12 protein-coding genes are annotated in these 13,607 nt (G+C 69.5%); 2 read left to right on the plus strand and 10 right to left on the minus strand.

All coding sequences use genetic code 11. From position 1 onward, the window contains the following. Positions 1-8 precede the first annotated feature (8 nt). The 9 genes from ACFYO0_RS06375 to ACFYO0_RS06415 all read right to left on the minus strand — a co-directional run bounded on the left by ACFYO0_RS06375 (position 9) and on the right by ACFYO0_RS06415 (position 10,963). Positions 9-1,349 (minus strand): hypothetical protein, encoded by a 1,341-nt coding sequence (locus ACFYO0_RS06375; RefSeq protein WP_388671525.1) that lies wholly within the window; start codon positions 1,347-1,349, stop codon positions 9-11. A 112-nt stretch (positions 1,350-1,461) separates the two neighbouring features. Next, positions 1,462-2,469 carry a glutamate ABC transporter substrate-binding protein gene (locus ACFYO0_RS06380; RefSeq protein WP_388671528.1) on the minus strand — a complete coding sequence of 336 codons (1,008 nt, stop codon included), beginning with the start codon at positions 2,467-2,469 and terminating at the stop codon, positions 1,462-1,464. 14 nt (positions 2,470-2,483) lie between these two features. Beyond that, positions 2,484-3,962 carry a hypothetical protein gene (locus ACFYO0_RS06385; RefSeq protein WP_388671531.1) on the minus strand — a complete coding sequence of 493 codons (1,479 nt, stop codon included), beginning with the start codon at positions 3,960-3,962 and terminating at the stop codon, positions 2,484-2,486. A gap of 196 nt (positions 3,963-4,158) precedes the next feature. Continuing rightward, positions 4,159-5,124 (minus strand): N-acetylglucosamine kinase, encoded by a 966-nt coding sequence (locus tag ACFYO0_RS06390; protein WP_388672742.1) that lies wholly within the window; start codon positions 5,122-5,124, stop codon positions 4,159-4,161. Next, positions 5,121-6,386, minus strand: a complete 1,266-nt coding sequence (locus ACFYO0_RS06395) for a 6-phospho-beta-glucosidase (RefSeq protein ID WP_388671534.1) — start codon at positions 6,384-6,386, stop codon at positions 5,121-5,123. Before ACFYO0_RS06395 ends, ACFYO0_RS06390 begins: the two co-directional genes overlap by 4 nt. A 6-nt stretch (positions 6,387-6,392) precedes the next feature. Beyond that, positions 6,393-7,313 carry a carbohydrate ABC transporter permease gene (locus ACFYO0_RS06400; RefSeq protein WP_388671537.1) on the minus strand — a complete coding sequence of 307 codons (921 nt, stop codon included), beginning with the start codon at positions 7,311-7,313 and terminating at the stop codon, positions 6,393-6,395. Between the two features lie 5 nt (positions 7,314-7,318). Next, entirely contained in the window at positions 7,319-8,278 is a 960-nt protein-coding gene (locus ACFYO0_RS06405; protein ID WP_388671540.1) for a carbohydrate ABC transporter permease, read from the minus strand. A gap of 7 nt (positions 8,279-8,285) precedes the next feature. Further along, a complete protein-coding gene (locus ACFYO0_RS06410) occupies positions 8,286-9,617 on the minus strand; it encodes an ABC transporter substrate-binding protein (RefSeq protein WP_388671543.1) in 1,332 nt (443 codons plus the stop codon). A gap of 110 nt (positions 9,618-9,727) precedes the next feature. Then, positions 9,728-10,963 (minus strand): ROK family protein, encoded by a 1,236-nt coding sequence (locus ACFYO0_RS06415; RefSeq protein WP_388671546.1) that lies wholly within the window; start codon positions 10,961-10,963, stop codon positions 9,728-9,730. Positions 10,964-11,160: 197 nt separating this feature from the next. Between ACFYO0_RS06415 and ACFYO0_RS06420 the strand changes: the two genes are divergently transcribed. Continuing rightward, on the plus strand, positions 11,161-11,853 hold the full coding sequence (locus ACFYO0_RS06420) for a class I SAM-dependent methyltransferase (protein ID WP_388671549.1): 693 nt from the start codon (positions 11,161-11,163) through the stop codon (positions 11,851-11,853). A 306-nt stretch (positions 11,854-12,159) separates the two neighbouring features. Here the strand turns inward: ACFYO0_RS06420 and ACFYO0_RS06425 are convergent, their stop codons facing one another. Beyond that, the gene (locus ACFYO0_RS06425; protein ID WP_388671552.1) at positions 12,160-12,582 is read right to left on the minus strand and encodes a winged helix-turn-helix transcriptional regulator; all 423 of its coding nucleotides are present in this window, start codon (positions 12,580-12,582) and stop codon (positions 12,160-12,162) included. An 86-nt stretch (positions 12,583-12,668) separates the two neighbouring features. On the opposite strand from ACFYO0_RS06425, the gene ACFYO0_RS06430 reads away from it, so the two are divergent. Further along, complete coding sequence (locus ACFYO0_RS06430) at positions 12,669-13,523, plus strand: NAD(P)H-binding protein (RefSeq protein ID WP_388671555.1); 855 nt, start codon at positions 12,669-12,671, stop codon at positions 13,521-13,523. Positions 13,524-13,607: the final 84 nt, after the last annotated feature.

The following is a 13,607-nucleotide window of genomic DNA, read 5'->3' on the forward strand; positions in this document are numbered from 1 at the left end:
CATCACCTCTATCGCTCACGCGAGGGCCCCCTCCGGTCCTGTGGTCCCCCTTGACCGGCTTGGCCGGGGACCTTGGGCACCAGCAAGTCGGCGGCCGCGTGCTGGTAGCGCAGCACCGCCTGTTCCGCCACGCGCAGATCGCAGGGCGCGCTCCACAGCATGCGGCGCGCCGCGTCGTAGCGCTCCACGAGCATCGGGTCTTCGGCGAGGCCGTGCCGGGCGACCTTCGCCTTGTACGCGTCGAGCCGGCCGCGCAGCTCCGCGCGGACCGCGAGCGGCGCGGTGACGGCCGTCAACGACTCGCGGGCCCTGAGGAGTTCGTCCTCGGCCCGCTGCTCCAGGGACTCCAGCAGCGGCGAGAGGCGATGCCACTGCGCGTGTCTGCGGTACTCGGCGGCCGTCGCCAGCTGCTCCTGCAGCGCGGTCGGCGGGCCGCTGACCGCGGGCACCTCCGACGCGGCGATCTTCGCCAGCACCTCACCGCGCGCCGAGCGCGCCTCGGCAAGCGTGCGGTCCGCGCGCGAGAGCACGTCCCGTAGCTTCACCAGACGTGTCTCCGCGTCCTGCCTCACGCTCAGCACCGCGTCGATCTCACGGCGCACATCGTCCAGGGCGCGCGCCTCCCGGTCGTAGCGCGTGGTGTCGGGCCGACCGCCGCCCGGCGCCGAACTGCCCTGCGCGGACAGCCAGAACGCCAGCGGATCGGACACCACCTGCTCACGCAGGGACGTCAGCGTGCGTGTGATCCGCTCCAGGTCGTCGCCCGCCGGGTGCTCCCCTGGGCGTACGCCCACGGAGTGCGCGAGCTGGCGGGTGCGCTGCAGCTCCGCGGCCAGCAGGTCGATCCGTGCGGGCAGCGCCGACCACACGGCGTCGGCCGCCACGACCATGTCGAGCGACTGCGCGTACAACTCGTTCATGCGCTCCACGAGTTCGACGAGGGTGAAGCGCTCGCTGAGCTTTCCCGTGCCGGCCATGGTGGGCGCGGAGGCCGTCGCGGCGGCGCTGCCCGCCACCGTGACGCTCTCGCCGCGCAGTAGCTCCGTCAGCTCCACCAGGTCGTCGCGGTTCGGCCAGCGTCGTCGGGAGCGCACGTCACGGGCGGAGCGCAACGCGTCCGCGTACGCGTCGAAGTACGTCCACAGGAGCGAGATCGACGCCTCGGTGGCCGTCCAGCGCTCCCGGGTCGTGCCCGTGAGCTCGGCGCCTTCGAGGAGTCTGCGGCCCGCGTGGTCCTGCAGGGCGAGGAGCGAGGTCTCGATGGCCTCGTGCTCCGCGCCGAGCCGCGCCAGCGCACGGTCCACCTCGTCCCGGTCCATTACCGGCCCGGAGGGTCCCGCGACGCCCATCGATCACCTCTCGCTCTCATTCGTTCCCTGTGCGCGTTCCCCCGCGCCCCGGGCAACTCTCCAGTGGTATCAGGTCGGTGGTATCAGGTTGGCCGCCGGAATCCGGCTCCGGCTACTGGTACTTGACGGGCGGTGGTACCGCCGATTTCTTGATGGTCGGCTTGAGCCACTTGTCGTACGACTGCTGCCAGCCGTTGTCGCGGTAGTCCACCAGTACTTGGTTGACCCGGCGCACCAGGTCGTCGGCGCCCTTCTTCATCGCCACTCCGTAGTACTCGGTCGTGAACGGCTCCCCCTTGAGCTCGACCGTAGGGTCCTGCGCGGCCTGGCTCGCGGCGAGCGCGCCATCGGTCACCACAGCGTCGACCTCACCGAGCTGCAGCCTCACCAGGCAGTCGAGCTGGTTGGGCACGGTGGTCTTGATGTCTGCGGAGGCGACCAGCTTGCCGGTCTTCTTGTCCGCGGTCAGGGTGTCCAGGGCGGTGGAACTCGCCGCCGTGCAGATCTTCTTGTTCGCCAAGGACGCGTCGTAATCCTTGATGTCCGAGGCCTTCGGGGCCAGGAGCTGCTGGCCGGTCTGGAAGTACGGCGAGGAGAAAGCGACTTGCTCGAGCCGGTCGCAGGTGATCGTCATAGTGCGGACCACCATGTCGACGCGGCCGTCCTGGATGGCCGGGATCCGCTCGTTGGTGGGGATGGCTTGGAAGCGGATCTTGTCCCGGTCGCCGAGAATCTCGGCCGCTATCGCGTGCGCGAGATCGATGTCGAAGCCCTCCAGCTCACTGGTCTTCAATTCGCTGTTCGGATCGCGGTAGCCCCAGCGGTAGCTGTTCTGGTCGACGCCCACCAGCAGGTAGTCGCGGTCGCGGATGGCCTGGACCGTCGCGCCGTTCTGGTCGCCGGACGGCGCCAGGCTCTGGTCCTGCGGGTTCGTGCACTCCTCGGCCTTGGTCTGCGTGCTCCTGGCCACGCCCTGGCCGCCGGTGCCCGTGCTGCCGTCCCCGCGGGACTGTGACAGCGGCAGCACCAGCGCGAAGACCGCCGTCAGGGCCAGGACGACCGCCATCGCGCCGACGCCGCCCCAGCCCTTCAGAGCGGCCCGCACACGTCGTGCCTTCATCGTCATGCCCCCTCTCACCGGTACTCCGACAGCCGGCGCCCGACACCGAGCACCGCACCCGAGGCGCCCAGCACCGCGAGCACCGCGGCGCCCACCGGAAGCCCCGTCATCGCACCCTTGCCGTCGGCGGCCGCCAGCTCGAACTCGCCCTGCTCATGGGTGAGCGCCTTCTCCAGATCGGAGTCCACGTTGACGAAGCACTCGCCCGTCGGCTTGTCCTCCTTGGAACCGATCACCCTGTCGAGCGCACCCTGGTAATTGCCCGAGTCGTCCTCGGCGCGGGCTTCCTCGTGCCGGTCCTGCCAGACCTGCATATTGGCCGTCGCACCCTTCACCGGGGACTCGCCCGCACTGTCGTCGGCGAGGTCCTCGGCGGCGGCCAGCTTGGCGGAGAGGTCCTTCATCTGCGTCTTGTAGTCGTTGTCGTACGCGTCCACGATCTCGCCGTCGACCTCCTTGGTCTCGGCGCCCCGGCTGACCAGCGTCAGGGTCTCGTTGCCGCGGGCCTTGAGGGAGGCGATGCGGGCGTCGTTCAGCACGTTCAGCGAACGTACTCCGTGGTCGTACGAATCGTTCAGTCCTGCCCTGGCGAAACTGTGACCGACCACCAGCCAGAGCAGCACCACCGTGGAGGCGGCGGTCGCGGCGACCATGCCGTGGTTCAGCACCCGGTTAGTACGGTGGTAGTTGCGTCGCTGGGCCCAGACCAGGCCGCCGATCGCGACGACGCCGACACCGATCGCTATCCAGGGGTACGGCGTCGCGGCGTCGTAGTCGGAACGCAGCCGCTGGTTCTCCATCTTGTAGAGATCCTCGGCGTCCTTGAGCATGACCTGCATCTTCGCGTTGGCGTACCGCAGGTAGGCGCCGCCGAGCGGGTAGCCCTGCCGGTTGTTGGACCGGGCGCGCTCGATGAGGCCCTTGTACTCGGGCAGCCGCGTGTTCAGCCGTGTGATGGTCTCCGCCGACTTGGAGCCCGGCTCGGAGTTGGCCGCCGCGTTGACCAGCCTGTCCGCGGCGGTGCTGATGCCCCGCTCGTACTCCTTGCGGGACTCGGCGGTCTCCTGGCCGCCCGCGAGGAAGCCGCTGGAGGCCGCGGTGTTGGCGGTGGCGAGCGAGCGGTAGATGAGCGCGGCGTCGGCGCTCAGCGGCTGACTGCTGTTCAGCACGCCGTCGGCGGCGGCCGAACGCTCCGTCATCTGCCAGGCCGTCATCGCGCCGAAAGCCACGACGAGGAAGGCCAGCACGGCACCGATGATGCGCAGCCGCCCCGGCTCCGTCGTCGCCGCGGCGCGCAACTGGTCGACGCCCTCCGCCCAGGCCGTACGGCGCGGGGGCGTCGGGTCGGGCCCGCCGGGCGCGGCAGGGCCGGGCTGCGTGGCGGGCGCTGCCGGTGGCACCGCGACCGGTGGCCCTGGCTGCGGCGGCATGGCGGGCATCGTGGGCGGTCCCGCGCCAGGTGGCGCCGAGCCGCCGTTCGGCGTGTATGTCACTTGACCTCCCCCATGGTCATCCCTCCGTCACGTCCGCCCGCACGTCAGGACGCACGGGAAGAAGTGCACGGCCGCAAGTATCCCCGCCGGGACCGACATCCGCACAGGCCCTGACTGGATCTTGTTCGTATCGCAGTGCAATTCGTACCGCAGCGCAACCATGAATACGCCATCCAGAACCCAACGGTTCCCTGCGTCAGCCCTCGTAATGGGCCCGCACGCGCGCGTGCACCTCGTCGGGCGCCGCTACGTGGTCGAGGCCGAGCAGCGCGGCGCCCAGAACCGGGCTCGCGGTGACCACTCGGGGTACGGCCTTGGGGGCGCGTTCGGCCAGCAGTTCCCTTGTCCGGTCGTCGAGTTGGGGGTGCCGGGCCGCCAGGATGCTGCCGCCGAGAAGTACGGGGGCCTCCTCGTCGAGCAGTTCCAGACGGGACAGGGCGACGCTCGCCATGACCGCCACCTCCTCCGCGAGCCGGTCGACCAGCGCGCGGGCCACCGGGTCGCCGGCCGCCGCCGTGGCGAACAGGACCGGCGTCAGCTCGTGGCGCCGTTCGTGCCTCAGGTGCTTGAGGTGGAAGGCCTCGATCAGCGCGTACATGGAGTCGAGGCCGAAGTGGGCGGGCAGGGCGCGGGCCAGCACGGTCGGGCCGCCCCGGCCGTCCTCGGCGCGCGCCGCATGCCAGATGGCCTCCTCGGCGAGGCCCCCGCCGCCGCCCCAGTCGCCGGAGAGGCGGCCGATGGCGGGGAAGCGGGCGATGCGTCCGTCGGGCCGCATGCCGACGCAGTTGATGCCCGCGCCGCACACCACCGCCACTCCGCGCGGCTCGGCGATCCCGGCGCGCAGGATCGCGAAGGTGTCATTGCGTACCTCGGTACTCGTGCCCCACGCGCGCGCGTGCAGCGCGGCGGCCAACTCCTCCTCCTCGACGGGGAGATCGGCGTTGGCGAGACACGCGGAGACATGGTCCACGGAGCTGACGCCGGCCTCGGTAAAGGCCCGGTCGACGGCCTCCGCCAGGGTTTCCACGGCCTGCCGCACCCCGACCACGGGCGGCCGGAAACCGCCCGCGCGCGCCTCGGCGAGCACCCGCCCGTCCCGCGCGACGACGGCGACATCGGTCTTGCTGTTCCCCGCGTCGATGGCGAGAACACCCGGTCTCACGCCCACGCGAGGTGCTCCCGGTTGTGCGCGATCAGCAGATCGGTGAGGGCGTCGGCGTACGCGTACTGGCCGACGAGCGGATGCGCGAGCAGCGCGCGGAAGACCCGGTCGCGGCCACCGTGCAGCGCGGCCTGAAGCGCCAGGTCCTCGTACGCGGTGACGTTCGCCATGAGGCCCGCGTACAGCGGATCCACCGACGGCACCGGCAGCGGAAGGGCCCCCGACTTCCCGACGGCCGCCTGCACTTCGATGACGGCGTCGTCGGGCAGGAAGGGCAGCGTCCCCTTGTTGTACGTGTTGACGACCTGGTACGGGCTTCCTCCCGCACCCAGCAGCGAGGCCGCGAGGTCCACGGCCGCCTCCGAGTAGTACGCCCCGCCCCGCTTGCCGAGCAGCGCCGGCTTCTCGGCAAGCTTCGGGTCGCTGTACATCTTCAGCAACTCGCGCTCCATTTCGGCCACTTCGGCGGCCCGCGACGGCTTGGTGCCCTGCTCCCGTACGACCTCGTCGTGCGCGTAGTAGTAGCGCAGGTAGTAGGAGGGGACGACACCGAGGCGGTCGAGGACGTCGCGGGGCATGCGCAGGTCGGCGGCGACGGCGTCACCGTGCTCGGCGAGCAGCTTCGGCAAGACGTTTTCGTCCTCGGGACCCCCGAGTCGTACACCCGTCTCCCAGGTGAGGTGGTTGAGCCCGACGTGATCGAGGTGCACGTCGACGGGCGCGACGCCGAGCATCCCGGCGAACTTCCGCTGGAAACCGATCGCCACATTGCACAGCCCGACCGCCTTGTGGCCGGCTTCGAGCAGGGCGCGGGTCACGATGCCGACGGGATTGGTGAAGTCGATGATCCAGGCGCCCGGATTCGTCCGCCGTACGCGCTCCGCGATGTCCAGCACCACCGGCACCGTACGCAGGGCCTTCGCGAGCCCGCCCGCACCGGTTGTCTCCTGCCCGACGCAGCCGCACTCCAGGGGCCAGGTCTCGTCCTGCTCGCGCGCGGCCTGTCCGCCGACGCGCAGTTGCAGCAGGACCGCGTCGGCGCCCTCGATGCCCGCGTCCAGGTCGGAGGTCGTGACGACGCGCCCGCCGTGCCCCTGCCGGGCGAAGATGCGCCGCGCCAAGCCGCCGACCAGCTCGAGCCGTTCGGCCGCCGGGTCGACGAGCACCAGCTCCTCGACGGGCAGGGTGTCCCTCAGCCGGGCGAAGCCGTCGACGAGTTCGGGGGTGTAGGTCGAACCCCCGCCCACTACTGCCAGTTTCACGGTCAGTCAGCCCTTCACTCCGGTCAGCGTGACACCCTCGATGAACGCCTTCTGCGCGAAGAAGAACACGATGATCACGGGGGCCATGACCAGCAGAGTCGCGGCCATGGTCAGATTCCAGTTCGTATGGTGGTTGTCCTTGAACGACTCAAGGCCGTAACTGAGCGTCCAGGCCGCTGGATTGTCACTCGCGTAGATCTGCGGGCCGAAGTAGTCGTTCCAGCAGTAGAAGAACTGGAACAGCGCGACGGCCGCGATCCCCGGCTTGGCCAGCGGGACCACGATCCGCAGCAGAGTGCGCAGCTCGCCGCAGCCGTCGACCTTCGCCGCGTCCAGGTACTCGCCCGGAATGGTCAGCAGGAACTGCCGCAGCAGGAAGATGCTGAAGGCGTCGCCGAAGGCCATCGGGATGATCAGCGGCCACAGCGTGCCGCTCATGTGCATCTGCTTGGCCCAGAACAGGTACATCGGCACGATGATCACCTGCGGCGGCAGCATCATCGCGGAGATCACGAGCATCGTCGCGATCCGGCGCCCGCGGAAGCGGAACTTGGCCAGGGCGTACGCCACCGGGAGGCTGGAGATGACGGTGAAGAGGGTGCCCAGGCCCGCGTACATCAGGGTGTTGCGCCACCAGGTCAGAAAGCCGGGGGCGTTCCAGACGTTCGCGTAGTTGTCCCAGTTCCAGGACCTCGGCCACAGAGCGCTGGTCAGCGCCTGCCGATCGTCCATCAGGGACGTGAGCAGGATGAACACGAACGGCATGATGAAGAACAGCGCGGCGGTGATGCCCAGGCAGTGCACGGCGATCCAGTGCAGCAGCGCCCTGCGGCGGGCGGTACGGGCTGCCGGGCTACGGTCGGCTCTGCCGGGCGGACCGGCGGCTTTGGTGGGGGACGGCGGGCGGGTGGTGACGGTGTGGGTCATGGGGATCAGTCCTCCACCGTGATCAGGCCGCCGCGGCGGCGCATCAGCAGCGCGGTGAACGCCATGGACAGAGCGAACAGCACCAGTGCGACCACGCAGGCGGAGCCGGTGTCGAAGCGCTGGAAGCCCAGGCTGTAGATGAGCTGGGGGAGGGTCAGCGTGGACTTCCCCGGGTAGCCGGGCTCGTAGATCTGGCCGGCCCCGGCGCCGATGACACCGCTGGCCGTCTTACCGGCGATGAGCGGCTGCGTGTAGTACTGCATCGTCTGGATCACGCCGGTGACCACGGCGAACAGCACGATGGGCGAGATGTTCGGCAGGGTGACGTACCGGAAGCGCTTCCAGGAGCCCGCGCCGTCCAGCTCGGCCGCTTCGTACTGCTCCTTGGGCACATCCAGCAGCGACGCCATGAAGATGACCATGAGGTCGCCGATGCCCCACAGCGCGAGCAGCGTCAGCGCCGGCTTCGACCAGGTCGGGTCGTTGAACCAGCCCGGCTGTGGCAGGCCCAGATCGCCGAGCACCTGGTTGACCGGGCCGGTGCCGGGGTTGAGCAGAAAGGCGAAGGCCAGGGTCGCGGCGACGGGCGGGGCGAGATACGGGAGATAGAAGAAGGTACGGAACAGCCCCGCACCCGTCTTGATCTTCGTGATCAGCAGCCCGACACCGAGACCGAACACCACCCGGGCCGCCACCATGATCACCACGAGCCACAGGGTGTTCCGCATCGCGGCCCAGAAGAACGGGTACTGGCTGAAGACGTATGTCCAGTTGGTGAGCCCGTTGAAGGTGGGCGGCTTGAAGCCGTCGTACTTCATGAAGGAGAAGTAGACGGTCGACAGCAGCGGATAGACGAAGAAGACGCTGAAACCGATGAGCCAGGGGGAGAGGAACGCCAGCGTACGCAGCCCCTCCCGGCGGCGCTTGGTACGCAGCGCCGCCGAGTGGCCGTGAAGGATGGTCATGGGGCTGTTACTTCGCCTTGGCGATGTCGGTGTCGATCTGCCCGGCGACCTTCGCCAGACCCGCGTCCAGGTCCTTCACCTTGCCGGACTCGTAGTCGTACGCGAGGTTCTGCAGGGTCTCCTGGTACGCGCTGCCGTTGACGGCGGCGGGCGCGGTGTTGCTGTTCGGGTTCTGGGCGATCTTCACGAAGGCCTGCATCGTCGCGTCGTTCTCGAGCTTCGGGGACTCAAGTGCCGCGAAGGTGGAGGGGACGTTGTTGATGGCGTTGGCGAAGGAGACCACCGCGTCGGTGTCGGTGGTCATGTACTTCACCAGCTCCCAGGCGGCGTTCTGCTTGCTGCTGGTGCTGGCGAGGCCGATGATCGTGCCGGTCAGGAAGCCCTTGCCGTACGTGTCCGCCTGGTCGTCCGGGACCGGGAACGGCGCGACCCCCACCTCGAAGTCCACGCCCGCGTCCTTCATCATGCCGCCGCGCCACTCACCGTCGATGTTCATGGCGATCTGCCCGGTGTGCAGCGGGTTCTGGGCGGACCATTCGTCACCGAAGGTGGAGCGGTACTTCTCCAGCTTCTTGAAGCCGCCGAGCGACTTGACCATGTCCTGCTGCCAGGTCAGCAGCTCCTTGAAGGCCGGGTCCTTGGCGACGTTCGACTTCCCGTCGGCGGTGAAGTACTCCGCGCTCCACTGCGCCGCGAGGTGCGGGACGGTGACCTCGTAGCCGTGGAAGTTCGGCATGAAGCCGAGTTGCGAGTAGCTGTCGCCCTTGCCCTTGGTCAGCTTGATCGCGGCGGCCTTGAACTCGGAGAGCGTCTTGGGCGGGGACGTGATGCCCGCCTCCTCGAACATCGTCTTGTTGTAGTAGAGCCCGTACGCATCGCCCAGCAGCGGCAGTGCGCAGCGCGTCCCCTCGAACTGGGTGTAGTCGAGCATCGGCTTGGGGAAGGTCTTCGCGGTGTCGATCTTCGACTTCTCCAGGAAGGGATCGAGGTCGGCGAAGACACCCGACGAACAGAACTTGCCGACGTTGCTGGTCTCCGGGGACGCCACCACGTCCGGGGCGTTCGAACCGCCCGCGCGCAGCGCCTGGTTCACCTTGTCGGCGTCGACGTTCCCGACGACCTTGACGTCGATGTTGGGGTGCGCCTTCTCGAAGGCCGCGACGTTCGCCTCGATCGCCTTGACCTCGTTGGGCGCGCTCCACGGGTGCCAGAAGGTGATGGTGGACGGCTTGCTCGCGTCGTCGGTCGCGCCGGACGTGCTGGAACCGGTGCAGGCCGTGGCGGTCAGGGCGAGCGCGGTGGCCGCGACGGCCAGACGTACGGGACTGATTCTGGGCATGACGGAACTCCTTGGGGCGTGCGCGGGGAACTTTTGGGCGTGCGAAGGGAATCGGGCGTGCGTGGGGAGGGAACGGGGCGGGCCGGGGTCCGCGGATCAGGCGGTACGGGTCAGGGGGTGCGACCCGTGGTGTCGAAGACCTCGTCGCGGGTGGCCGCGAGGGCGGACTGCAGGGCGCCGGTCAGTACGGGGCTGTCGGGTGTCGTACTGAGGCGGATGGCGGGGCGGGGGACGGCCAGCTCGGCGAGCTCGGACTGGACGAGGGAGCGCAGGGCTTCGCCGCCGGCCGTGATCACCCCGCCGGCCAGGATGATCAGTTCGGGGTCGATCACCGCGACGACCGCGGCGAGTCCGGTGGCGAGCCGGGTGGCGAACTCGGCGAGCACGGCCTGCCCCGGTCCGGGGCTCTCGGCCGTACGAGCCGCTTCGGCGACCACCGCGGCGGCCTTCTGGGTGAGAGTGCCGCCACCGCTGCCCGGTGGTGCCGTCAGTCCGTGTTCGCGGGCCAGGCGCAACACGGTCCGGCGACCGGCCAGTTCCTCGAAACCGCCGGAGTTGCTGCGGGCGACATTGCGTACGAGCGGGGCTCCCGGCAACGGGAGGAAGGCGACTTCGCCGGCGCCTCCGGTGGCGCCCCGGTGCAGTCGGCCGCCGATCACGACCGCGGCGCCGAAGCCCCGTTCTCCCCAGAGCAGGGTGAAGTTCTGGCAGCCGCGCGCTTCGCCGATGCGCTGTTCGGCGATGGCGGCGAGATTGACGTCGTTCTCCACTTCGAAGGGGATGGGGCCGAGCGCGGCGGCCATGTCCTCCAGCAGTCGGGGCGAGTGCCAGCCGTGCAGATGGCTGGCATAACGCAGGTTGCCTGTGCTGGGGTCGAAGGCGCCCTGCGTACCGATCACGATCCGGTGCACGTCGGCCCGGTGCAGCCCGGCGTCCTTGACCGCGCCGTCCAGGGCGAGCAGTACGCGGTCGATGGCGCCCTGTGCGCTGCGGCCGGGGGTCGGCAGTTCGAACCGTCCGACGGTCTCGCCGGTGATGTCGGCGATCGCGGCACGGATTCCGGTGGGGGTGACGTCGAGGCCCGCGACCCGGGCGGCGGCGGGGTTCACCGCGTACAACTGGGCGTTGGGCCCGGGCCGCCCCTCACTGGTGCCGGTCACGACGACGAGACCGGCGGCTTCCAGCCGGGCGAGGAGCTGCGAGGCGGTCGGCTTGGACAGGCCGGTGAGGTTGCCGATCCTGGTCCGCGACAGCGTCCCGTGCTCCAGCAGCAGATCGAGAGCGGCCCGGTCGTTCATGGCGCGCAGGACGCGCGGGGTGCCCGGGGTACCGGCGGATCCTGCCATCGCTGTCGTCACCTGCCCTTCCGTTGGCCAGCTTCTCAGCGATCTCGTGCAGGCGTCCATGCCCGACCTTGCCGGATCACTGTTAGGAAACTTTCCTATTGGTTGAGGAAGGTAGGCCGTCGGCCACGGAAGCGTCAATACCAGCCACTGCCAGGCAACAAAGTCGTTACGTGGGGCTGTACGGCTAGGGTCGGCCCATGGCTGGCGAGGACGAAGCGCTTGTGGACCATGGCCTTCCGGACGACGCCCTTCTGGCGGAGCAGATGGCCTACTACCAGGCCAGAGCGCCCGAGTACGACCGGGTCTACGCCGAGCGCGAGGACCTGCGGAACCTGCTGGCCGCCACCGACGAACTCCCCATCACCGGCGACGTGTTGGAGCTGGCCTGCGGAACGGGCCAGTGGACCGCCGCACTCGCCGAACGCGCCCGCTCGGTGACCGCGCTCGACGCGGCAGCGGAGACACTGGACATCGCGTGCGCCCGCGTCACGTCCCCCAACGTCCTGTTCACCCAGGCCGACGTCTTCACCTGGCACCCGTCACGCCGCTACGACACAGTCTTCTTCGCCTTCTGGCTCTCCCACGTCCCGCCATCACGACTGCCCGCTTTCTGGGACACGGTCCGCGAGGCCCTCGCCCCACAGGGCAAGGCGATCTTCATCGACGAGGGCCCGTCAGAGGCCTGGCGCGAGGAATTCCTCGCTCCGAAGTCCGCTTCCGCGGTGGTGCGCCAACTCGACGACGGCAGCCGGCACCGGGTCGTGAAGGTCTTCCATGACCCGGAGACGCTCACGGGTGATCTCGCCGCGCTGGGGTGGTCGGCCGATGTCCGGGTGGTGGGCGGGAGCTTCATTGTGGGTGTGGCGGAGGCGGTGGGGGAGCGGGGGTGACGGGGGCGGGCGGCGACCGCTTCGGCGACTTGGAGCGCCGGCCTGAAGCGAGAGAGGAGTGCTCCCTGGGGCAAGACCCTCGGGGCGCTCCTGCTCGCGCTCCTGGCGATGATCGTCGCCTTCTGCGGCACAGGGCGTTCTTGACTGCTGCGGTCAGCCTGCGGCAGGCCACATGGGGCTACGAGCGGTGAGCTTGCCCTTGCCTTCGCCGGGGTCGAGATAGAGGCTCTTGAAGGCCGGAGGAGACGACCTCACAGGGGCAGCGCATTCTTGACGTGCGTCCGGTGGGAGCGTTGCCGGTTCTCGTCAGCGAATATCGTGGTCGGGGTGGGTCTGGTCGTACGCGCTCCGTGCGTCGGCGATGACGGCCCGGTGGGCGAGGGACCAGTCGGCGAGGGCCTTGACCAGGTGGGTCAGGCCGGCCCCGGTCTCGGTCAGGCGGTAGTCGACCTGGGCCGGGACGGTCGGGTACACGGTGCGCAGCACGAGGCCGTCGCGTTCGAGCCTGCGCACGGTGAGGGTGAGCATCCTCTGGGAGATGCCGTCGATGGCGCGCTGCAGTTCGCGGAACCGGCGCGGCCCGCCCGCGAGTTCGACGATCACGAGCACCGACCACTTGTCCCCGATGCGGTCCAGGACGTCGCGGATACCGCAGTCGGGGTGGTCCTCGCGTCCGCAGGGATCGAGCTCGGCGGGGGTGGTGGTTACCCCGGTGTGCGTGAGTGACATCAAACTGCCTTCTTGTAGCCCGTGGGCGTGCGGTCAAGGATCAGCGTAGTTACCGATGAGAACCACGACGGAAGACTACGATTGACATGATCTTGGTGACCGGAGCGAACGGGAACCTCGGCTCGGCCACTCTTGCGGCGCTGCATGCTCGCGGCGCCGTCGCGACGGGCGGCAGCCGCACGCCGGGCGAGGGGATGCGGCGTCTCGACTTCGACGACCACGGGGGCCTCGATCTCGCCGGTGTGTCGACCCTGGTGCTGATCTCCGCCGGTTATGCCGAGGACGACCAGGTCGTCGGGCGGCACGCGGCGGTCCTTGACGCCGCCGTCCGCGATGGCGTCCACCACGTCGTCTACACAAGCCTGACCGGTGCCGGCGACCATCTCGGTTTCGCGCTCGCGCACCGTGCGACCGAACGCCTTGTCCGGGCCAGCGGATTGCCGTGGACGATCCTGCGCAACGGCCTCTACGCCGAACTCTTCGGCGGTCTCCTGATATGGGCCGACAGTGGCGTGGAGTCCGCGTTCGGGGATGGTGCCCTGGCCGCGGTCGCGCGAGAGGATCTCGCCGATGCGGCGGCGATCGTTGCGGCGAAACCGACACGGCACAGCGGACGCGTCTACGACCTCGTCGGCACCCCGATCACGGCGCGACGGGTGGCCGACCGGCTCGGGGTCCAGCACCACACCATCAGCCTGGCCGAGTACCGGCGCAGGCTCCTCCACGAGACGCCGGGGCTGCTGCCGTTCCAGCCGCCCATGCTCGCCTCGATCGCCACGGGCATCCGGCACGGGTTCCTGGACGGCACCGCCCCCGACCTCACGGATCTCCTCGACCGCCCAGCCCGCGACGCAGTGGCCATGGCCGTTGCAGTCGCGACCGCCACGAGACCAGAAGCAAGCGCTTCGGCGCGGACGAGCGGGCCCTCGGGGTCGGGGTGACCTCGCCGGCCAAGGCGATCATGTCGATGGGGTCGTCCCAGCCCTTGTGGGCCTTGCGGTACGACTCGTCGAGCTCGGTCGGCT

It is taken from the genome of Streptomyces sp. NPDC006365 (assembly GCF_042870755.1).
GTDB lineage: Bacteria > Actinomycetota > Actinomycetes > Streptomycetales > Streptomycetaceae > Streptomyces > Streptomyces xiangluensis.

Bases quoted from the DNA above. Each gene is read 5' to 3' on its own strand.
- ACFYO0_RS06375 (WP_388671525.1), bottom strand. From the start codon at position 1,349: ATGGGCGTCGCGGGACCCTCCGGGCCGGTAATGGACCGGGACGAGGTG.
- ACFYO0_RS06380 (WP_388671528.1), bottom strand. From the start codon at position 2,469: ATGAAGGCACGACGTGTGCGGGCCGCTCTGAAGGGCTGGGGCGGCGTC.
- ACFYO0_RS06400 (WP_388671537.1), bottom strand. From the start codon at position 7,313: ATGACCCACACCGTCACCACCCGCCCGCCGTCCCCCACCAAAGCCGCC.
- ACFYO0_RS06405 (WP_388671540.1), bottom strand. From the start codon at position 8,278: ATGACCATCCTTCACGGCCACTCGGCGGCGCTGCGTACCAAGCGCCGC.
- ACFYO0_RS06410 (WP_388671543.1), bottom strand. From the start codon at position 9,617: ATGCCCAGAATCAGTCCCGTACGTCTGGCCGTCGCGGCCACCGCGCTC.
- ACFYO0_RS06415 (WP_388671546.1), bottom strand. From the start codon at position 10,963: ATGGCAGGATCCGCCGGTACCCCGGGCACCCCGCGCGTCCTGCGCGCC.
- ACFYO0_RS06420 (WP_388671549.1), top strand. From the start codon at position 11,161: ATGGCTGGCGAGGACGAAGCGCTTGTGGACCATGGCCTTCCGGACGAC.
- ACFYO0_RS06425 (WP_388671552.1), bottom strand. From the start codon at position 12,582: ATGTCACTCACGCACACCGGGGTAACCACCACCCCCGCCGAGCTCGAT.
- ACFYO0_RS06430 (WP_388671555.1), top strand. From the start codon at position 12,669: ATGATCTTGGTGACCGGAGCGAACGGGAACCTCGGCTCGGCCACTCTT.